At 56.9% G+C, this 19796-nt stretch carries 16 protein-coding genes and 1 pseudogene; 8 read left to right on the top strand and 9 right to left on the bottom strand.

The annotated features are described in order from the left end of the window. Positions 1-73 precede the first annotated feature (73 nt). From treB to L383_RS03105, 3 genes are all read left to right on the top strand, one after another. The gene (gene treB, locus L383_RS03095) at positions 74-1492 is read left to right on the top strand and encodes a PTS trehalose transporter subunit IIBC (protein WP_014882300.1); all 1419 of its coding nucleotides are present in this window, start codon (positions 74-76) and stop codon (positions 1490-1492) included. Between the two features lie 51 nt (positions 1493-1543). Further along, positions 1544-3199, top strand: a complete 1656-nt coding sequence (treC, locus tag L383_RS03100; protein ID WP_023331895.1) for an alpha,alpha-phosphotrehalase — start codon at positions 1544-1546, stop codon at positions 3197-3199. 138 nt (positions 3200-3337) lie between these two features. After that, the gene (locus L383_RS03105) at positions 3338-4084 is read left to right on the top strand and encodes an oligogalacturonate-specific porin KdgM family protein (RefSeq protein WP_023331894.1); all 747 of its coding nucleotides are present in this window, start codon (positions 3338-3340) and stop codon (positions 4082-4084) included. An 8-nt stretch (positions 4085-4092) separates the two neighbouring features. Here the strand turns inward: L383_RS03105 and L383_RS03110 are convergent, their stop codons facing one another. Next, positions 4093-4752: a MurR/RpiR family transcriptional regulator gene (locus L383_RS03110; RefSeq protein WP_014882297.1), complete on the bottom strand. Its 660-nt coding sequence runs from the start codon at positions 4750-4752 to the stop codon at positions 4093-4095. A gap of 179 nt (positions 4753-4931) precedes the next feature. Here L383_RS03110 and L383_RS03115 point away from each other — a divergent pair, with 179 nt between their 5' ends. The 5 genes from L383_RS03115 (at position 4932) to nrdG (ending at position 12631) form a co-directional block, all read left to right on the top strand. Then, positions 4932-6335, top strand: a complete 1404-nt coding sequence (locus tag L383_RS03115; RefSeq protein ID WP_071847093.1) for a PTS fructose transporter subunit IIC — start codon at positions 4932-4934, stop codon at positions 6333-6335. A gap of 10 nt (positions 6336-6345) precedes the next feature. Next, positions 6346-8943 carry a glycoside hydrolase family 38 N-terminal domain-containing protein gene (locus L383_RS03120; RefSeq protein WP_023331892.1) on the top strand — a complete coding sequence of 866 codons (2598 nt, stop codon included), beginning with the start codon at positions 6346-6348 and terminating at the stop codon, positions 8941-8943. A gap of 1 nt (position 8944) precedes the next feature. After that, positions 8945-9517, top strand: a complete 573-nt coding sequence (locus tag L383_RS03125; protein ID WP_023331891.1) for a PTS sugar transporter subunit IIA — start codon at positions 8945-8947, stop codon at positions 9515-9517. Between the two features lie 369 nt (positions 9518-9886). Beyond that, positions 9887-12025 carry an anaerobic ribonucleoside-triphosphate reductase gene (gene nrdD, locus L383_RS03130; RefSeq protein ID WP_014882293.1) on the top strand — a complete coding sequence of 713 codons (2139 nt, stop codon included), beginning with the start codon at positions 9887-9889 and terminating at the stop codon, positions 12023-12025. Positions 12026-12166: 141 nt separating this feature from the next. Further along, positions 12167-12631: an anaerobic ribonucleoside-triphosphate reductase-activating protein gene (nrdG, locus tag L383_RS03135; RefSeq protein ID WP_023331890.1), complete on the top strand. Its 465-nt coding sequence runs from the start codon at positions 12167-12169 to the stop codon at positions 12629-12631. A 28-nt stretch (positions 12632-12659) separates the two neighbouring features. Here nrdG and L383_RS25995 read toward each other — a convergent pair. From L383_RS25995 to L383_RS03170, 8 genes and pseudogenes are all read right to left on the bottom strand, one after another. Next, positions 12660-12767: pseudogene (locus tag L383_RS25995) on the bottom strand (hypothetical protein); the annotation flags it as partial. Continuing rightward, on the bottom strand, positions 12727-12969 hold the full coding sequence (locus tag L383_RS03140; RefSeq protein ID WP_023331889.1) for a type II toxin-antitoxin system RelB/DinJ family antitoxin: 243 nt from the start codon (positions 12967-12969) through the stop codon (positions 12727-12729). The gene L383_RS03140 and the pseudogene L383_RS25995, both read right to left, overlap by 41 nt. Before the next feature lie 77 nt (positions 12970-13046). Next, positions 13047-14957 carry a BglG family transcription antiterminator gene (locus L383_RS03145; protein WP_023331888.1) on the bottom strand — a complete coding sequence of 637 codons (1911 nt, stop codon included), beginning with the start codon at positions 14955-14957 and terminating at the stop codon, positions 13047-13049. 19 nt (positions 14958-14976) lie between these two features. Then, entirely contained in the window at positions 14977-16113 is a 1137-nt protein-coding gene (locus L383_RS03150; RefSeq protein ID WP_023331887.1) for a lactonase family protein, read from the bottom strand. Between the two features lie 17 nt (positions 16114-16130). Next, the gene (locus L383_RS03155; protein WP_023331886.1) at positions 16131-16874 is read right to left on the bottom strand and encodes a 2-dehydro-3-deoxy-phosphogluconate aldolase; all 744 of its coding nucleotides are present in this window, start codon (positions 16872-16874) and stop codon (positions 16131-16133) included. Then, positions 16871-17989 carry a DgaE family pyridoxal phosphate-dependent ammonia lyase gene (locus L383_RS03160; RefSeq protein ID WP_023331885.1) on the bottom strand — a complete coding sequence of 373 codons (1119 nt, stop codon included), beginning with the start codon at positions 17987-17989 and terminating at the stop codon, positions 16871-16873. Before L383_RS03160 ends, L383_RS03155 begins: the two co-directional genes overlap by 4 nt. Continuing rightward, a complete protein-coding gene (locus tag L383_RS03165) occupies positions 17973-19106 on the bottom strand; it encodes an amidohydrolase/deacetylase family metallohydrolase (RefSeq protein WP_014882286.1) in 1134 nt (377 codons plus the stop codon). The genes L383_RS03160 and L383_RS03165 overlap by 17 nt, the downstream gene beginning before the upstream one ends. A gap of 42 nt (positions 19107-19148) precedes the next feature. Further along, positions 19149-19790, bottom strand: a complete 642-nt coding sequence (locus L383_RS03170) for a DUF4310 family protein (RefSeq protein WP_003856081.1) — start codon at positions 19788-19790, stop codon at positions 19149-19151. Positions 19791-19796 lie beyond the last annotated feature (6 nt).

The raw sequence follows: 19796 nt of genomic DNA, 5'->3' as shown, positions 1-19796 counted from the left end.
TCGCCGTCACGCTGAAAGAGTAGGCTTGCGCTCAGGTCATTACACCCCTCACCATCTGTCATGAGGTTTCATGATGAGTAAAGTCAAACAAGCAGATATTGATCAACTGATCGTCCTGGTCGGCGGCCGCGAAAACATCGCAACCGTTAGCCATTGCATTACCCGCCTGCGCTTCGTGCTGAACGATCCGGCCAAAGCGAACCCGAAGGCGATTGAAGAACTTAAAATGGTTAAAGGCTGCTTCACCAACGCCGGGCAGTTCCAGGTGGTCATTGGTACCGAAGTGGGCGATTACTATCAGGCTCTGCTGGCAACCACCGGGCACAGCTCGGCGGATAAAGAGCAGGCCAAGAAGGCTGCACGCCAGAATATGAAGTGGCACGAGCAGCTGATTTCCCACTTCGCGGAGATCTTCTTCCCGCTGCTGCCGGCGCTGATCAGCGGCGGCTTAATTCTCGGTTTCCGTAACGTCATCGGTGATGTGCCGATGAGCGACGGCAAAACGCTGGCGCAGATGTATCCGGCGCTGAAAACCGTTTACGACTTCCTGTGGCTGATTGGTGAAGCGATCTTCTTCTATCTGCCGGTCGGGATTTGCTGGTCCGCGGTGCGCAAAATGGGCGGTACGCCAATTCTCGGTATCGTGCTGGGCGTCACGCTGGTCTCTCCGCAGTTAATGAACGCTTACTTACTTGGTCAGCAGGTGCCTGAAGTGTGGAACTTCGGTCTGTTCACCATCGCCAAAGTGGGCTATCAGGCGCAGGTTATCCCGGCCCTGCTGGCGGGGCTGATGCTGGGCTTTATTGAGACACGCCTGAAGCGCATCGTACCGGATTATCTTTATCTGGTGGTCGTTCCGGTCTGCTCGCTGATTCTGGCCGTCTTCCTGGCACATGCGTTTATCGGTCCGTTTGGCCGCATGATCGGCGACGGCGTGGCCTTCGCGGTGCGCCACCTGATGACCGGCAGCTTCGCACCGATTGGCGCCGCGCTGTTTGGCTTCCTGTACGCCCCGCTGGTGATCACCGGTGTACACCAGACCACGCTGGCCATTGATATGCAGATGATCCAGAGCCTCGGCGGCACGCCGGTCTGGCCGATTATCGCCCTGTCTAACATTGCGCAGGCGTCTGCGGTGACCGGCATCATCATCGTCAGCCGTAAGCACAACGAGCGCGAGATCTCCGTTCCGGCCGCGATCTCCGCCTACCTCGGCGTCACCGAACCGGCGATGTACGGTATCAACCTGAAATACCGCTTCCCGATGCTCTGCGCGATGATCGGTTCCGGTCTGGCAGGCCTGGTGTGTGGTCTGAACGGCGTGATGGCGAACGGGATTGGCGTGGGCGGTCTGCCGGGCATTCTCTCCATCCAGCCCGCTTACTGGCAGGTGTTTGCCCTGGCAATGGCGATTGCGATTATCGTCCCAATGGCGCTCACCACCGTGGTTTATCAGCGTAAGTTCCGTCAGGGCGCGCTGCAGATTGTTTAACTTCATCTTTCGGGGCGCAGTTGCGCCCCTTCGCATTTGCAGGAACGCATTATGAATACCCTTCCTCACTGGTGGCAGAACGGCGTCATCTATCAGATCTATCCAAAGAGTTTTCAGGACACGACCGGCAGTGGCACCGGCGATTTACGCGGCGTGACCGCGCGGCTGGACTACCTGAAAACCCTCGGCATTGACGCCATCTGGCTGACGCCGTTTTATATCTCACCGCAGGTGGATAACGGCTATGACGTGGCGAATTACATCGCCATCGACCCGGCGTACGGTACGCTGGATGATTTTGACGAACTGGTCGCCGGGGCGCATCAACGCGGTATTCGCATCGTGCTGGATATGGTGTTCAACCACACGTCAACCCAGCACGCCTGGTTCCGGGAATCACTGAATAAGGAAAGCCCGTACCGCCAGTTCTACATCTGGCGCGACGGTACGCCGGAGCAACTGCCTAACAACTGGCGCTCCAAGTTTGGCGGCAACGCCTGGCGCTGGCACGCCGAGAGCGAGCAGTATTACCTGCACCTCTTCGCGCCGGAGCAGGCGGATCTCAACTGGGAAAACCCGGAGGTGCGCGCCGAGCTGAAAAAGGTATGCGAGTTCTGGGCCGATCGCGGCGTGGACGGCTTACGTCTGGACGTCATTAACCTGATTTCAAAAGATCAGGATTTCCCGAATGACGAAACGGGCGACGGTCGCCGCTTCTACACGGACGGGCCGCGCATCCACGAATATCTTCAGGAGATGAGCCGCGACGTCTTTACCCCGCGCAACCTGATGACGGTGGGCGAAATGTCCTCGACCTCGCTGGAGAATTGCCAGCAGTATGCCTCGCTCGACGGGCGCGAGCTGTCGATGACCTTTAACTTCCATCACCTGAAGGTGGATTACCCGGGCGGTGAAAAATGGACGAAGGCGAAACCGGACTTTGTCGCGCTGAAAACCCTCTTCCGCCACTGGCAGCAGGGGATGCACAACAAAGCCTGGAACGCGCTGTTCTGGTGTAACCACGATCAGCCGCGCATCGTTTCACGCTTTGGCGACGAAGGGGAACACCGCGTGGCCGCAGCGAAAATGCTGGGCATGGTGCTGCACGGTATGCAGGGCACGCCGTACATTTATCAGGGCGAGGAGCTGGGGATGACCAACCCGCACTTCAGCCGCATCACCGATTATCGCGACGTGGAAAGCCTGAATATGTTCGCCGAAATGCGGGCAAACGGTCGCGATCCTGACGAACTGCTGGCGATTCTGGCAAGCAAATCCCGCGATAACGGCCGCACGCCGATGCAGTGGGACGCCTCGCACAATGCCGGCTTTAGCGAGGGCGAGCCGTGGATTGGCGTCTGCGATAACTACGAAACCGTGAACGCCCGCGCGGCACTGGACGACCAGGACTCGGTGTTTTACACCTACCAGTCGCTGATTCGCCTGCGCAAAACGCTGCCGCTGCTCACGTGGGGCGACTACGAGGATCTGCTCCCGGACCATCCTTCCCTGTGGTGTTATCGCCGTCAGTGGCAGGGGCAGACGCTGAAGGTGGTGGCGAACCTGAGCCGCGAGCGTCAGCAGTGGCAACCGGAGCCGGTACAGGGCGCATGGCGGGTCGCACTCAGCAACTATGATGATGTCCCCACCCGTCCCGACACGCTGCTCTTGCGCCCGTTTGAAGCTATCTGGTGGGTGCAGGAATAACTATCAGGAGATACAGCATGCTGTATCTCTTTTTTTTTTATGTTTAGCGATACGCTAAATGTACGACGATAACTTTTACATCGTGGCGTGCCGAAAATAAAAATAGCCCTGCCAATCAAATAACCTCGGCAGGACATTATGAAAAAGAGAATTATTAAAGCAACGTGTATTAGCGCACTATTATTAAGCACACAGGGATGGTGCGGAAATACATCCGTCGACCTTCGTTTTGGTCACAACACAAACTCAGACGTCAATGATTCCCGTATTAAGGTCATGCATCAGGCGGAGAATGGTTTTTACTTCTCCGTTGAAGCCGCACAAAACCACAATGATACCTTTTTTGGCGATACCGACCGATATAACCCAGACGAAAAAGGCTTAACGGAGGCGGCACAAGAGATTGAAACGCGCTGGCGCTTCGATCTTGGAAACGGCTTTGCCGTAGCGCCGGGCATGGTGACGGTTTTCACCGCCAGCAATACCCATTACCGCCCCTTCATTCAGGGCTGGAAAGCGTTTGATAACGGTCTGAATCTCGCCGCCCGTTATCGCTATAATACCGTCAATGACGCGCACAGCGACAAAGAACTCGACGGCAGCGGGTATACCCGCCGCCAGTCACACCAGTTCGACATCTGGTTCGCGTATAACATTGGCAAATTCGGGATGTCCTACAACCCACGCTTCCGCTGGCAGGATGGTGTCGATCAGGGAACCGGGGATGATACCTACTGGGAACATACCGTCGCCTTCAACTACAAGCTCGACGATGGCTGGACGCCTTACGTCGAACTGGTTTCACTGGATAAAACCTATATCAACGATGACGGCAACCATGAAAATGATTATGCCGTCCGTCTGGGGATAGTGAAGCAGCTCTGACGACCTGACTACACCGTATCGTGCTGCAGCAGCCTGCAGCCGATACGGTCTACCGCACTTAACAGTTCCAGCTGCCCTTCCCGCTGATATAACGATACCGCGTTGATATCAATCAACAACGGCCAGCATAGGGAAGAGAGCGCGGCCAGCGTAGACCCCTCGCGCGTGATCGCAATAATCTTTAATCCTTTGCGCAGCGCGTTACGCGCCATTTCAATTAACGACTGCGTCTCTCCGGATTTACTGATCAACACCAGCGTTCCCTTCGATACCCGCGTCAGCTGGTGCATATCGTTGAGAATAAGATGCGGCAGGCTCGCCAGAGATAAAAAACGCGACAGGTAGTTGAGGCTGGTGAGTGATGCGCCCCGTGCATAGAGAAAAATATGGCTGGAATGGGTCAGCAACCTGGACATCTCCACCACAATCTCCTCCGCCTGCGGCCCCACGTCAGGGTTTACAGGCGCAGGGGTAAAATGATCGCGTAAAAAACGATACCGAAGCTCTGTATAGCTCTTATAGCCCATTTTCTTACACACGCGATTAACGGAGGTTGTCGTGGTAAAAGTATCACGGGCAATCTCTTTTGCCGATATAGTTGAAATATGAGTAGCGTGATGCTGAATGTATTCAAATATCAAACGCTCACTTCCCTGAAATGAATTCATATATTACACCCTGTTTAATCCTGACATGATTTTACCACAGCCGAAAAATATCCTCTGGAAGGCGCTTCACATATTGCAAGCCCGCGTATGACGATACGTAATAAGTATTAGCAAACATTAAAAACTGTTTTGGCTTCTCTTTATACTTTCCCTGTTTTCACATCCAGGGAATTATGACAATGACGAAACAAAAAGTTGTCGCGGTAACGGCCTGCCCGACAGGCATTGCACACACGTTTATGGCCGCGAATAAAATTATCGCATGGGCTAAAGCGCATAACATTGAGGTAAAGGTCGAAACGCAGGGTAGCGACGGTGTTAAAAATCGCTTAACAAAGCAGGATATTGCTTCTGCCACCGCCATTATTCTGGCAACCGACGTCCCCATTCAGGATGCCGAACGTTTTGATGACATTCCTCACCTTCAGACACGAACACAAGAGCTGATCAAGCACACCGACCGCTATCTGCGTCAGGCGCTGGCAATGGAAAAAAATGCGACCGCGGTGGCAGATGAAGACGAGGACGATCTCCGGCGTTCGGCTTACCAGATATTTATTGGCCATATCATGGCGGCCATCAGCTATATGTTACCGGTCGTGGTCATGGGTGGGCTGATGATGGCAACGGCCAAAATTACCGGCCAGTTTATTAACATTGAACATTCGCCGTTCAGCGTGCTGGATAAAGTGGGCTTTATGACCATCAAGTTCATGTATCCGGTCTTCGCCATGTATCTGGCGTTTGCCATTGCCGGAAAACCGGCGCTGATCCCCGGGCTTATCGGCGGCATCATGTCAGACGAAGTCTACAAGCGCTTCTTTGATATCGAGGGCTTTATGCCCTCCGGCTTTTTTGGCGCGATTGGGATTGGCTTCTTTGTGGGCTATCTGGTGCGCTGGCTCAACGATTCGATTCATGTCCGCCAGCAGCTCACCACCATTAAAACCATGCTAATCGTCCCGCTGATCACCGGCATTACGCTGGTGATGGTCATGGAATATCTGATTAACCCGATTTTTGGCTCGCTTAATCAGCTGATGGTGGTCTTTTTTACCTCGGCAGGCGACACCGGTCGCGGGTTCTATTCCGCAATGATCGCCGCGGGCACCGCTTTCGACCTTGGTGGTCCGGTCAATAAGGCGGCAGGCTCGGTCGCGCTCGGCCTGAATGGCATGAGCGAGACGTTTGATTTAACCGCCCGCGAACTCTCTATCGTGATCCCCTCCATTGGCGTCGGTTTTGCCGCATTCCTCAACGGCCGCTTTGGTCTGCCGGATGTCTTCAGCCGGGAAGAAAAAACCGTTGGCAGCACCTCGTTATTGCTGGGCGTAATCGGGATCTCAGAAGGCGCTATCCCGTTCATCCTGAAAAACCCACGCCTGATCCCGGTGTTCATGACCGGTGCCGTCGCCGGTGCGCTGGTGGCGATTGCACTCGGCGTGAAGCAGACGCTGCCTTTGCCCGCCATCTGGGGCTGGCCGCTGGCGACCAATGTGGCGGGCTATCTGGCGAGCGTCTTTATTGGCGCACTGATTTGCGCCCTGGGCGTGCTTTATGTCAGCCCAAAGAACGTCAGGTGAGGGAAACATCATGAGTCAGATCCACGTTATTGCCCACACGCACTGGGATCAGGAGTGGTATTTCACCCGTCAGGACAGCATGGTGCTGGCGTCATACAACTTTGCGGATGTTATCAACACGCTGGAGCAGAACCCGGCTTATGCCTGCTATCACCTTGACGGGCAGATGGCGGTCGTGGAGGACTTTCTTGCGATCAATCCCGATTATCGCGCCAGGCTGGAAAAGCTGGTCAGAGAAAAAAGGATTTTCGTCGGGCCGTGGTATACCCAGACGGACACCTACAACGTGCATGGCGAATCCATTATCCGCAACCTGAAGTACGGCATCTTCGCCGCCCGAACGCTGGGACATGCGATGCAGGTCGGTTATCTGCCGGATACCTTCGGCCACAATGCGCAGATGCCGACGATTTTGCAGGGCTGCAATATCGATAACATCGTCTTCTGGCGCGGTATCGATCACGACCGGCAGGCCAAACGCAGCCAGTTTATCTGGCGCGCGCCGTCAGGGGCGAGCGTCATCGCCTGCGCGATGGCGCTCGGGTATGGCGCGGCTAAAAATATCACTTCGCAAGCCAGCCATCTGCAGGGGAAAATCTACCCGATAGTCGATTTGCTGCGTTCACGGGCCGGTATCGATGACCTGCTCCTGCCATGCGGCGGCGATCAGGTCAGCATCGACCCGGCGCTGCCGACTATCCTGCAGGTCGCCAGCAAACACTCTCCCAACCAGGATTGGTACACCATCAGTTCGCTGGAGCGTTACGTGGACATCCTGCGCGCGCAGCGTGAGCAGTTTGAATGCTGGGAAGGCGAGCTGAAATCGCCACGCTACACCCGCATCCATAAAACGATCGGCTCCGTGCGCTACGACATTAAAAAGAAAAATGATGAGATTGAGCAGTTTATCCTGCGACAGCTGGAGCCGACGATTGCCATGGCGCGGCATCAGGGGCTACCGGTCAATCTCTCTGTGGTCGATACCCTCTGGAAGACGCTTTTGCGAAGCCACGCCCACGACTCTATCGGCGGCTGTAATAGCGATGCGACCAATCGCGACATTCTGCATCGGCTGGAACAAACCGAGCAGCTGTGTCACAGCCTGTGGAATCTGGTGGTAAAAACGCTGGCCGCTGCCTGTGCTCAGGAAGGGGACCTGCTGATCTTCAATCCGCTGACCACCCCAATGCGGCGCGTGGTTAAAACCACGCTGTATAGCCGGGCTGAACATATCGCGCTGACGTATCAGGGGCAGCCCGTGCGCTTCGACGTCCTGAAAAGAGACATTTTACCCGGCGGAACGGCGATCTCCCTCACTGCCGAAGGCGAGTGTGAAATGCCCCTTCCTCCCTATTTCCGCTGGCACATTGCTGTCCAGACGCCGGTTCTGCCGTCGGTTGGCTATCTCACCGTGAACGTTGAGAATAACCCTGCGCCGTTACGACAGCCTGAACAGAAAAAGGGCCGCGAAATAGAAAATGCGCATTATCGGCTGATGCTGGACGCCGGAACGCTTACCCTTGAGGACAAACACACGGGTAGATGCATCCCCGCGTTCTTTACCCTCGAAGACTGCGCGGATGCGGGCGACAGCTACGATTTCTCCCCGCTTGCAGGCGATACGCCAACGCGCTGTTCCCATTTCACACTCATTGATTGCCTGAAAACGCCTCTTGTCGAAAAGCTGATTATTGAGGCGACGCTGCTTCTGCCGCCGGATCTCGCCGGACATCAGGATGCAGTCAGAAAACCGTTATGCCTGCGTCTGGCGTGTGAATTGCGCCATGACGATCCGAACCTGTATGTCGACGGTGCGCTGGAAAACAGCCACTGCGATCACCGGCTGCGCTTGCTGATCAACAGCGATATTCACACGCATCACGCTATCGCCTCACAGCCCTTTGCGATCATCCAACGCGAAACGGGGTATAACGATGAAAACTGGCAGGAACGCTATCGCGAGCTGCCCGTGGATATCGAAACCAGCGAGGGTATTATCGCTGTCGCAGAAGAAGGCAAAGCGCTGGTGGTGAATAGCCGCGGCATGAAGGAGTTTCAGATCCTCGGGGACGAACCGGCAGTGATTGCCCTGACGCTGTTTAAGTCAACGGGTGTGCTCGGACGAAACGACCTTGACTGGCGACCGGGTCGGGCATCCGGGATTAATAATACGGTGGTTGAGACCCCCGATGCCCAGTTGCTGAAGCCGTTGCACTTTTCATTCAGCGTCGCGCTGGCCGACAGTGCCGATCATCTGACGCTACGCCAGCTGGAAAATCTCGCGACCGGGCAGCCGTTTACCTATCAACGGCAAACGCTGCACACGCTCGATCATCGCCTTGAGCGCTTTTCGTTGCGCCTGCCCGAACGCCAGCTTCCGGCACACTTCTCGCTGTTGACCCTACCGGAGCCGCTTATTCTGTCTGCCCTGCCCCATGCCCAACAGTCGCATGGCACGGTCATCCGCGTGTTTAACGCTGGCACGCAGCCGGTTCCCGTTCCAGCAGATCTCGCGGGGCTTCCTCAGATCAACTATCTGGAAGAGCCCGTGCAGCCGGTCACGGCGATCCACCCTTCCGCGACCTGCGATTTTTTGTTAGAGGCTTAATATGAACTTGCTTGCATTGACGCACCCCGATTTGGTTTTTATCAACCCGCCGCACCGTGCGCCTGAAGCGCTGATCCGCTGGCTCGCCGAACCGCTCGTCAGGCGAAACGTCATCGGCGATCAAGAGACATTTATCCAGAGCGTTTTACAGCGTGAAAGTGAAGGTCCCACGGCCCTGGGCGAAGCACTTGCCGTTCCACACGGTAAAACCGAGACGGTGCATCAGGCGGCGTTTTGTCTGGCGCTCTTTGACGACCCGATACGCTGGCCGGGGCTGGAGGGGGATGAAGAGGTCAGAATGGTCTTCCTGCTCGCCATTCCCCCTGCAGAAGCAGGCAGCACGCATATGCAGCTGCTCACGACGCTAACCAGCCTGTTGACGGAAGACCGTGTGCGTGAGCAGCTTCTGGCGGCACGCACCCGGGAAGAGGCGCTGTCTGCCCTGAGTACGGAAGAACCGCACATTGAGGATGCGGTGCCCGCGCGTTCCCTTCTCATCCCACTGGTGCTGGGCACTGTCGCTATCGCCGCCTTTTTACAGGCAGGTTTAAGCTGGGTGCGCGGCATCCATTAATCACGTAGCGCTCAGTACAGACCGTGCTGAGCGCTTGTTTTTGTTGAATAATTAATCAGATTTTTCCTTCTGGTCTTTACAATCGCTGAAGCGCCCGCCGTTTGTACTCTCGTCTTTTTACTTTGTTCTGCATCAAATAAATCGCAAACAAGTTTGATGCAAATCACTATATGTAGCACTTAAAATGCACGCCGACCCAACATGTTGTATTAATCGTCTACTATTCCAACAACAAGACGGCGCTTACGCTGGCCGGAATTGTGGATAACACGAGCCGGGAACGCGGGAAGTCTTTGGCCTGGCGGGGAATGCGCCCGGTGAATACTTCTCCACCTCTGTGGATAAACTGTTTTTAAAAATGGAGTGATCATGACACCGCATGTGATGAAACGTGATGGCTGTAAAGTGCCGTTTAAATCAGAGCGCATCCAGGAAGCCATTCTGCGTGCAGCTAAAGCAGCGGGAGTCGATGACGCAGATTACTGCGCCACCGTCGCAGAAGTCGTTAGCAGCCAGATGAATGAACGCAGCCAGGTTGATATCAACGAGATCCAGACCGCGGTTGAAAATCAGCTGATGGCGGGCCCCTACAAGCAGCTGGCCCGCGCCTACATTGAGTACCGCCACGATCGTGACGTGCAGCGTGAAAAGCGCGGCCGCCTGAACCAGGAGATCCGTGGCCTGGTAGAGCAGACCAACTCTGCCCTGCTCAATGAAAACGCCAACAAAGACAGTAAAGTGATCCCCACCCAGCGCGATCTGCTGGCCGGTATCGTCGCCAAACACTATGCCCGTCAGCACCTGCTGCCGCGCGATGTGGTCTCAGCGCACGAGCGCGGTGAGATCCACTATCACGATCTCGACTATTCACCGTTCTTCCCGATGTTCAACTGTATGCTGATCGACCTGAAAGGCATGCTGACCCACGGGTTTAAAATGGGTAACGCCGAGATTGAACCGCCAAAATCCATCTCCACCGCCACTGCGGTCACGGCACAGATTATCGCCCAGGTCGCCAGCCACATTTACGGCGGCACCACCATTAACCGCATTGACGAAGTGCTGGCCCCGTTTGTGACCGCAAGCTTCAACAAGCACCGCAAAACGGCCGAAGAGTGGCAGATCCCGGACGCCGACGGTTATGCACACTCGCGCACCGAGAAAGAGTGCTATGACGCGTTCCAGTCGCTGGAGTATGAGGTGAATACCCTGCATACCGCCAACGGCCAGACGCCGTTTGTGACCTTCGGTTTTGGCCTGGGCACCAGCTGGGAATCGCGTCTGATCCAGCAGTCCATCCTGCGCAACCGTATCTCCGGCCTCGGCAAAAACCGCAAAACGGCGGTGTTCCCGAAACTGGTATTCGCCATCCGCGACGGGCTGAACCACAAAGTTGGCGATCCGAATTACGACATCAAACAGCTGGCGCTGGAGTGCGCGAGCAAGCGCATGTACCCGGATATTCTGAACTACGATCAGGTCGTAAAAGTAACCGGTTCATTTAAAACGCCAATGGGTTGCCGCAGCTTCCTCGGCGTTTACGAAGATGAAAACGGCGAGCAGATCCACGACGGGCGTAACAACCTCGGCGTCATCAGCCTGAACCTGCCGCGCATCGCGCTGGAGGCCAAAGGCAATGAAGCTGAATTCTGGACACTGCTGGATGAACGCCTGCAGCTGGCGCGCAAGGCGCTGATGACCCGTATCGCCCGCCTTGAAGGGGTAAAAGCCCGCGTGGCGCCTATCCTCTATATGGAAGGGGCCTGCGGCGTGCGCCTGAAAGCGGACGATGACGTCTCTGAGATCTTCAAAAACGGCCGCGCGTCGATTTCGCTGGGCTATATCGGCATCCATGAAACCATCAATGCCCTGTCTGGCGGCACGCATATGTATGACAGCGACGCGCTGCGTGAAAAAGGCGTGGCGATTGTTCAGCGCCTGCGCGATGCCGTGGACCAGTGGAAAGAGGAAACCGGCTACGGTTTCAGCCTGTACAGTACCCCAAGCGAGAACCTGTGCGACCGCTTCTGCCGTCTGGACACCGCCGAGTTCGGCATCGTGGAAGGCGTGACCGATAAAGGTTACTACACCAACAGCTTCCACCTCGACGTGGAGAAGAAGGTAAACCCGTACGACAAGATCGACTTTGAAGCGGCGTATCCGCCGATCGCCAACGGCGGCTTCATCTGCTACGGCGAGTACCCGAACATTCAGCACAACCTGAAGGCGCTGGAAGACGTGTGGGATTACAGCTATCAGCATGTGCCGTATTACGGCACCAACACGCCCATCGACGAATGCTACGAGTGTGGCTTTACCGGTGAGTTCGAGTGTACCAGCAAAGGCTTTACCTGCCCGAAATGCGGTAACCACGACGCGGCACGCGTGTCGGTAACCCGCCGCGTGTGCGGCTATCTCGGTAGCCCGGATGCGCGTCCGTTTAACGCCGGTAAGCAGGAAGAGGTGAAACGCCGCGTGAAGCATCTGGGGAATGGGCAGATCGGGTAAGTTCTGCGCTGGGTTCTCCCCCTCACCCTACCCCTCTCCCTCAAGGGAGAGGGAACCGATCGAGCATATTGTTGAGCCCGGTTCCGGTTTTCTCCCTCTCCCTGTGGGAGAGGGCCGGGGTGAGGGCATCAGGTTAACGCTATGAATTACCATCAATACTACCCCGTTGATATCGTCAACGGACCCGGCACCCGCTGCACCCTGTTCGTGTCAGGCTGCGTCCACGAGTGCCCGGGTTGCTATAACAAAAGCACCTGGCGCTTAAATTCCGGTATGCCGTTTACCGCGGAAATGGCAGACCGGATCATTAACGATCTCAACGATACGCGCATCAAACGACAGGGAATTTCGCTCTCTGGCGGCGATCCTCTTCACCCGCAAAACGTGCCGGAGATCCTGAAACTGATAAAACGCATTCGCCGCGAGTGCGCAGGAAAGGATATCTGGGTCTGGACGGGTTACAGGCTGGATGAACTGAATGCGGCTCAGATGGAAGTGGTGGAGTTGATTAACGTGCTGGTCGACGGCAAGTTCGTTCAGGATTTAAAAGACCCCGCGCTGATCTGGCGCGGCAGCAGTAACCAGGTTGTGCATCATTTGCGGTAATCGCTAAAGCCGTTTGTTTGCGTCATGATAAACGGCTGATTACGGTATCGCCCAGCTTGCTCCACTCCTTTAACGCCCTCGGGTCAAATACCAGTTCATAAGTCATCCAGACTGACCTTGATTCCCTTTTGCGGATTAGCCAGTCGCTCCCGGACTGTCTGTATCAGTTCATCTTCACTGTCGCTAATGGTGACCGTTTTCACCGGCATGCGTCCCGTTTCCGCGACATACTGAAACAGTAAACGCACAGCTTCCGTTGGCGTGATATTGAGTTTTTCCAGCACGGCATAAGCCTCATTTTTGAGTTTGTCATCCAGACGGACGTTCAGCGTGGCCATTATGCCTCCAGTAGAATTGAATGTGTAATGCAGTTTAGCATTACATTCGCATTACATCGAATTCTGGATAACGCCTCTCAAAACCGACTCAAACTCTCCATCGCCACCGTTTTAAACTCGGCAAAATCGCCGCAGCTACAGAGCCGCGCCATGGCGCGCTCGCGCAGGAAGGTGACAAAGATATCGTAGATCGCCATCGCCTCTTCATACTCGCTTTTGCTGATGGCGAGCAGGAAAATCACGTGCGCGGTTTCGTCACCCCACGCAATCCCCTGCGGGGCGAGTACGGTGTAGACCACGGTTTTCTGGGCAAGCAGACCGAGGGAGTGCGGAAGCGCAATGCCGTCACCGAGCATGGTGCTGACGATGGCTTCACGTTCAACCACCGACTCCAGAAACGCCGTCCCCACAAACCCCTCACCTTCAAGCTGTTCGCACAGCTCGCGGAACAGCGTTTGCTGGTCAATCGGCGCGTCGATGATGCGGAAATGGGCGGCGTCGAAGTATTTATCCAGCATCCACGGGCGGGTGCGGTCTACCAGCACCAGCTTGCCAATCTGCTCCAGCTGATAATCAGTCGGAAACGGTGCGATCATCACTACCGGTTTTGCTTTTTCACTGACGCGCGCGGTGGCGATAACAAAGTCCTCGCTGAGCGATTCCACCTGCTCGTACTCGCGCAGCGTGAGCGTGCGCGTGACCTCAATCTGCGGGTATTTACGCTGGAGTACCGCCTCAATCATACGCACCATCGCATTACCGGCGTCACAGACCAGCAGCACGCGCGGCTGGCGCTGGTAGCCAATGTTGTAGTGACGCTCCAGCCCGACGCCAATGTGCAGCACCAGGAAACCAATTTCGTTTTCGCTGATCGCATACGGCGTGTATTTGCCCCAGTTCGATACCGCCGCCAGGGTCATGTCCCAGGCCATCGGGTAGTGCTGCTTGATGTTATCCAGCAGCGGATTGGGGATCATGATTTGATACCGCACGCGGGTGATCATCGTCTTGATGTGCGTGAGCAGATCCGCGTGCAGCTGCGCGTCGCTGAGCAGGTTGTAGTTGTAGTGGGTGTTGATGTAGCGCAGGATGTAGTTCACCAGCGCCTCTTCGTCATCGGCGTTAATGGCGCTTGGGGCGATCTCCTGGATCTGCCGCGCAGCGATGTGCACGCAGAGCCAGTTCTCCTCCGAGGGTGCAAGCGCTTTGCCCGCCAGTTCCTGAATGGCCACGGCAATATCTTTCGCCGCTTCCCGCACGTTCTCCTCCACACCCTCCGCATGGAATTCCGGCAGCGGATAGCCTTCGCTGATGCGTCGCACCGATACCGCGCAGTACAGGCGCAGGAACAACTCCCCTTCGTCCGTCAGGCGAATGTGGTGACGCGTCAGCGCGTCGTGCAGCACTGGCACCATCTTTTCCGCCACGCCCGCATTGAGCGCGACGTCCGTCACCAGCGGGTTCAGGCTGTCCTGCTGCGCCAGCTCCCAGAGCAGATCGGTCAGGCAGGCGCGAACCGACATTTCGCTGCCAAACAGCTTCATGCCATGGCGTGGACGGGTTTCCAGCGTCAGGTTATAGCGATGAAAACACTCGCGCACTTCCGCCATGTCGCTTTGCAGCGTGGCGCGGCTGACAAACCACTCGTCCGCAAGGTCCTCCAGCTTAAGCGAAAACGCCGACGTCAGAAAACGCACCACCAGATAATGCACGCGCTCCGCGCCCGTACGGGGAATACGCAGCGCGCGCGGATGGGAGGCCTGGAGCTGCTGATAACGCGCGGCGTCGTCAATTTTAAGCTGATAGCCATTTCCACGGCTCAGAATAAACTGCGCCCCGTGGCTCGCCAGCAGCGCGTTCAGGGCGGTGATGTCAGCACGGACGGTTCGCGTGGAGACCGACAGCCGCTGCGCCAGCTCGTCCTGCGGCAGCGTCTCGTTTTGCAACAGATCGAAAAGTTGCGCTAAACGTTGGTTCGGAAATCGCACGTCGTTGTCCTCTTACGGCTTAGGGTGAAATGACCATCTGGGATGGGCTGCCGACCGGCGTATAGTCTGGCTCGAAGCTCAACTTCCCATCCTGCGCCACGCGAAAACGGGTAATGTTATCGCTGCGCTGGTTCATAACGTACAGCCAACGTCCTTGTTTATCGAGCGTCAGGGTGCGCGGGTAGTCGCCACGCGTCCACACGTCATCCTGATGCCTCAGCGTGCCTTCTGCTGTTACGGTAAAGTGCCCAATGCTGTTATGCAAACGGTTAGCCACATACAGCTGTTTACCGTCGGCGCTTAACGCCAGCCCGGCAGCAAAACTGGTGCCTTTGTACCCTTTTGGCAGGGCAGAGAGTGTTTTACCCGCTTTCAAGGTGCCGTTGGCATTCACGGTATAATGGGTGAGCGTTGAGGCCTCTTCGTTAATCAGCCACAGGGCATCCCCTTTCGGCGTAAAGACGAAATGGCGAGGTCCAGCCCCTTTCGAGGAGGCGCTGATAAACGGCGGATCGTTGGGGGTCAGCTTTCCGCTTCGATCGTCAAAACGGTACTGATAGATGCGATCTAACCCCAGATCGGTCGAAAATACGTACTTCCCGCTCGGATCGGCGGCGATCATGTGCGCATGAGGACCGTTGTGATCGCTGATAGCAAAACTGCCCTCTACAGCGGCTTCTGGTTTTGCTGCACCCGGTTCGCCCTGATCCTGATGTTTATCCGTGGCATCTCCCAGGCTGCCGTCTGCTTTGACCGGCAAAACGGCAATCGATCCGCTGACGTAGTTGGCCACCAGCAGGTGCTGGCCATTCGGCGTCAGCGAAAGATAAACCGGCCCCGCGCCGCCGGAGGCCACCTGATTCAACTCGCTCAGCTCGCCGTTATCTTCCACCCGCAGCGCCTGCACCACGCCCTGCTCCACTTCGCTTGCCAGATAGAGCGTTTTGCCGTCGTGTGAGACGGCCAACTGCGCGGCGTTCGGCAGTTTGCTCACCAGCGTTTTGTTGCCGAGCGCGCCGGTTTGCGCGTCAACGTTAAAACGGTACAGCCCTTCGCCGTTGGGGTTGTAGGTGCCGACCCAGGCATACTGGGTTTGCGCGACGGCGGCGGTAGCAAGCAAAGAGAGTGAAGCAACAAGCAGGTTACGGGTGTGCATGGTGGCTCCTTTGGGTGTTATGACTTAACCAGTTTCTTCGTCATCTCAAGCAGCGTACGCACATCTTCCGGACGCGTATCACCGCTGGCCTTGTCGATAATCGAGCTATAGATATGCGGGATGATCTTGCTCACGCCCGCGTCGAGGGCGATCTGCAGGATCGCCTCAAAGTTTTCCAGATCGATCCCACCGGTCGGTTCCAGCCAGAAGTCGTGACGGGCGCAGGCTTCCGCTACCGCCTGGTATTCGTCACGGCACTTAAGGCCGCCCATCGGGAAGTATTTGATCGAGCTGCCGCCAAAATCTTTCAGCAGGGCAATCGCGGTTTCCACCGGGACGATACCGTCCGGTGCCGTGCTGCTCAGCGGACCGGTGGAAATTTTCACCATACCGACGGTGCCGGTCGGTGAGACCAGACCGTTCACCACAGAGTCGTTCTGCCCCAGCAGCGCGCGGCTGGTCGCCACGCCGGTAAAGACCTGGTTGACGTGCTGCGGCTGTACCTGACGGGAGATTTCACTGACCATCGCCGACTGGTTCGGGTCGCCCGCGCCCAGTCCCACGGAAAGCGCGTTATCAATCAGCGCCGCGTACTCGCGCATATCCGCCACTGCGCTTGCCACGTCCGGGTAATTTTTGGAGAGCACGCCCACCAGCACATGGCCTTCCGCCGCCTCGTAAATGGCGCTGGCATTAGCTTTCGAACCTGCCAGCACGTTCAGGCAGACGCGGTCACGATAAAAATTGGGGGTCAGTTTCATGCCTTTTTCTCCTGTCCTAACACTTCGCTAATGCGGCGGTACACGATGTTCAGCTGGTCAGCATTTACGCTGCGCACGTCCGCTTCGATAATCCCTTCGTTGGCCTTGTAGCCACGGAAATAGATGGCGTATTCACCCTGCTTGAGCTTATTCACCAGGTCACCGGTGCCCACGCCGGTGGTCGCTTCGTCAAATTTAATCTCGGTGCGGGCAATATCGCGCCCGGCGCTGTCCCAGACTACGCGCGCGGTGACGCCGTGCAGGGTGTTAAGCGCGTCGATAAACGGCGTCATCTTCGCCACCATCTCGGCACCGCTCTCTTTGGTTGCCGTGAGGTAGTGTTCGATGGCGCAGGTCAGGCCGAGAATGCCCTCTTTACCCACCTTCATCGCGCGGCCAATACCTGCCGTCTGGCGTTTCACCCACTCAATGTACTGGGTTTTGCCGATCACCAGCCCGCTGGTTGGCCCTTCGATCGCCTTCGCACCGCTGTAGATCACCAGATCCGCGCCGGAACGGTCGTAAACATGCAGATCTTCTTCCGCTGCGGCATCGACGATCAGCGGCAGATCGTGTTTACGTGCGACTACTGCCGCCTGCTCGACGCTGAGCATGCTTTTCTGCACGCAGTGGTGAGATTTGATATAGAGGATCGCCGCCGTGCGCGGGGTGATCGCCGCCGCCAGCTGATCGGCGGAACATTCGTTGGCATAGCCCGCTTCGACCAGTTTTCCGCCGCCCAGCGCGACCATGGTGCCCACCGGCGCGCCAAAGTTAACGTTGTGGCCTTTCGGCAGGACAATCTCGTTGTTCGCAATCGGGGTCACGTGCAGGTTTTCCAGCAGCCAGTCGCTGTCTTTGACCAGCACTGCCGCTACGGACTGGGCAATGCCCGCCGACGCGCAGGAGACCACCGTCGCGCCCTCCACATCAAGAAGCTTCGCGATGTATTCCCCGGTTTTGTTGACCAGATCCTTCATCTCAAAATAGTGATTCATGCCGTCCATTGCCGCCTGCACCACTTCCGGGCGCGGCGTGGAAACGCCCAGCGCCGTCATGCGGCCCGAGGTGTTGATAACTTGCTTTAAGTGGTACTTCTCATAAATCGAAGGCATGTTCCGTGCTCCCTTGTTCGGTCATGTAGCCCTTGCCCGCGCGGATCGCGGCAAGCGGCACCAGAATATGTTCAGCCTGCAGGCTGTCGTTTTCGGCATCCGTCAGCACCGTTGGCTGGCGTTTAATCGTGAACAGCGTCAGGTCGGCGTCGAGGCCGGGCTGGATGCGGCCTTTACGCGTCAGGCGCAGACCGTCCGCGGCGTTGGCGGTGACGCAGTCAATGACCTGCGGCAAAGACATGCCGATGGCGAGAAACTTCGACATCACGCTTGCAAGCGACCCGACCGGTCCGTTAATCCGGTTACGGCAGTAGATATCCGAGCTGATGGTGTGCGGCAGAATGCCCATCGCGATGGCGCGTTTCGCCACCTCAAAGCTGAAGCTCGCCGTACCGTGCCCCACGTCCAGACGCACGCCGCGCTTCAGGGCGGAGGTGATGGAGGCGCGCAGCTCGCCGGAGGGCGTCAAAATACGGTTGGGTTTGCCGTTGTAGCAGTGGGTGATGATGTCGCCGGAACTGAGCAGTTCGGCAATCTCGTCGAGGTTCGGCGGGTTGTTGCCGATGTGCACCATCAGCGGCAGATCGCCGTTCTCGCTCTGGATGGCTTTCGCGCGCTCCAGTGGCGTAATGCCGTTTTCACCGACCACGCTGCTGCTCATGCGCGCTTTCAGGCCGACGATAAAATCAGGGTGGCGTTTTATTGCCTGCTTTACGGCATCGGCATCAATATTCGCCATATTGGCCAGTTCGTTCTGGGCAATCAGCCCGACGCGGGAGATGTTCAGCAGGGCAAACACCTCGGTGGCGGCTTTGCGGGTAATTTCATAGAAATCATCCACGTCATCTGCCCCGGTACTGCCGGCATCCACCACGGTGGTGACGCCCGTGGCAATGCCTACGCTGTCCGGCTCGTCGTGATAAATCGGCGAGTTCGGGTAGCAGTGGACGTGAGAGTCAATCCAGCCTGCGCTGACGAACACATCACCGTTCAGCTCAACCGTTTTACGGGCGGGAGCGTCAATGTCGCCCAGCGCGGCGATTTTCCCATCCTGAATGGCGATATCGGTCAGGGTATCGTCGGCGAGGCGCGCGCGGCGCAGGAGTAAATCAAACATGGGGTTCTCCTGATAAGGCGGGCGCCTGAGCGCCCGCGGGTATTAAAGGGCGACCGGGAACAGCCAGCCCAAAATCATTGCACCGAGGATGGCGCCACCGGTGATCGGCTTCTGCCAGATGTAGAACAGCAGCGCGCCCACCAGCGAACCGACGCCGATAGGAATAGAGGCGGTCATGGCGCTGAGGATAATCAACGGCCCGAGGAAGCGGCCTGAGGCGTTACCCGCGCCCATCATCACGTCAGCCCCGTAGGTGGAGTTGCTCTGGTTGATGGTGAACTTACGCGCCAGGATGATGACGTAGCCAATCGCCAGGCCAATCACCAGGCCGGTAATCAGCGAGGCAATAAAGTTGGTCACCGGGAACATGATCCCCGCCCCCAACAGCAGCGCCGGCACGCCGAGCCCGACGCCGGTCTGAATCGCACCGCCGATGTCGAGAATACCCACCAGTGAGCCTTCAATGATGCGGGCGAACAGGAAGCTTGCGCCGAATGCCGCCACCGCACCGTAGACCCCGGTATCAATCCCCGCTTTCAGCATCGCCACGAAGGCCACTTCGTTAAACGCGCCGATGCCGTAGAGGTAGTACATGTGCGTCCCGGCGAACACGCCGGAGGAGAGCAGGCCAACGAAGATCGGGAACGACCAGTCGGCATACCAAAAACCTTTATTCTGTTCCATGTCGAG

Origin of the sequence: Enterobacter sp. MGH 37 (assembly GCF_000534515.1) — a bacterium.
Taxonomy (GTDB): Bacteria; Pseudomonadota; Gammaproteobacteria; order Enterobacterales; family Enterobacteriaceae; genus Enterobacter; species Enterobacter kobei.
This window is presented reverse-complemented; position numbering and strand designations above follow the sequence as displayed.

Coding starts and splice junctions, on each gene's coding strand:
- L383_RS03105 (WP_023331894.1), top strand. CDS start 3,338: ATGAAAAAGAGAATTATTAAAGCAACGTGTATTAGCGCACTATTATTA.
- L383_RS03125 (WP_023331891.1), top strand. CDS start 8,945: ATGAACTTGCTTGCATTGACGCACCCCGATTTGGTTTTTATCAACCCG.
- L383_RS03170 (WP_003856081.1), bottom strand. CDS start 19,790: ATGGAACAGAATAAAGGTTTTTGGTATGCCGACTGGTCGTTCCCGATC.
- nrdD (WP_014882293.1), top strand. CDS start 9,887: ATGACACCGCATGTGATGAAACGTGATGGCTGTAAAGTGCCGTTTAAA.
- nrdG (WP_023331890.1), top strand. CDS start 12,167: ATGAATTACCATCAATACTACCCCGTTGATATCGTCAACGGACCCGGC.
- L383_RS03110 (WP_014882297.1), bottom strand. CDS start 4,752: ATGAATTCATTTCAGGGAAGTGAGCGTTTGATATTTGAATACATTCAG.
- L383_RS03155 (WP_023331886.1), bottom strand. CDS start 16,874: ATGAAACTGACCCCCAATTTTTATCGTGACCGCGTCTGCCTGAACGTG.
- treB (WP_014882300.1), top strand. CDS start 74: ATGAGTAAAGTCAAACAAGCAGATATTGATCAACTGATCGTCCTGGTC.
- L383_RS03120 (WP_023331892.1), top strand. CDS start 6,346: ATGAGTCAGATCCACGTTATTGCCCACACGCACTGGGATCAGGAGTGG.
- L383_RS03165 (WP_014882286.1), bottom strand. CDS start 19,106: ATGTTTGATTTACTCCTGCGCCGCGCGCGCCTCGCCGACGATACCCTG.
- treC (WP_023331895.1), top strand. CDS start 1,544: ATGAATACCCTTCCTCACTGGTGGCAGAACGGCGTCATCTATCAGATC.
- L383_RS03160 (WP_023331885.1), bottom strand. CDS start 17,989: ATGCCTTCGATTTATGAGAAGTACCACTTAAAGCAAGTTATCAACACC.
- L383_RS03150 (WP_023331887.1), bottom strand. CDS start 16,113: ATGCACACCCGTAACCTGCTTGTTGCTTCACTCTCTTTGCTTGCTACC.
- L383_RS03115 (WP_071847093.1), top strand. CDS start 4,932: ATGACGAAACAAAAAGTTGTCGCGGTAACGGCCTGCCCGACAGGCATT.
- L383_RS03140 (WP_023331889.1), bottom strand. CDS start 12,969: ATGGCCACGCTGAACGTCCGTCTGGATGACAAACTCAAAAATGAGGCT.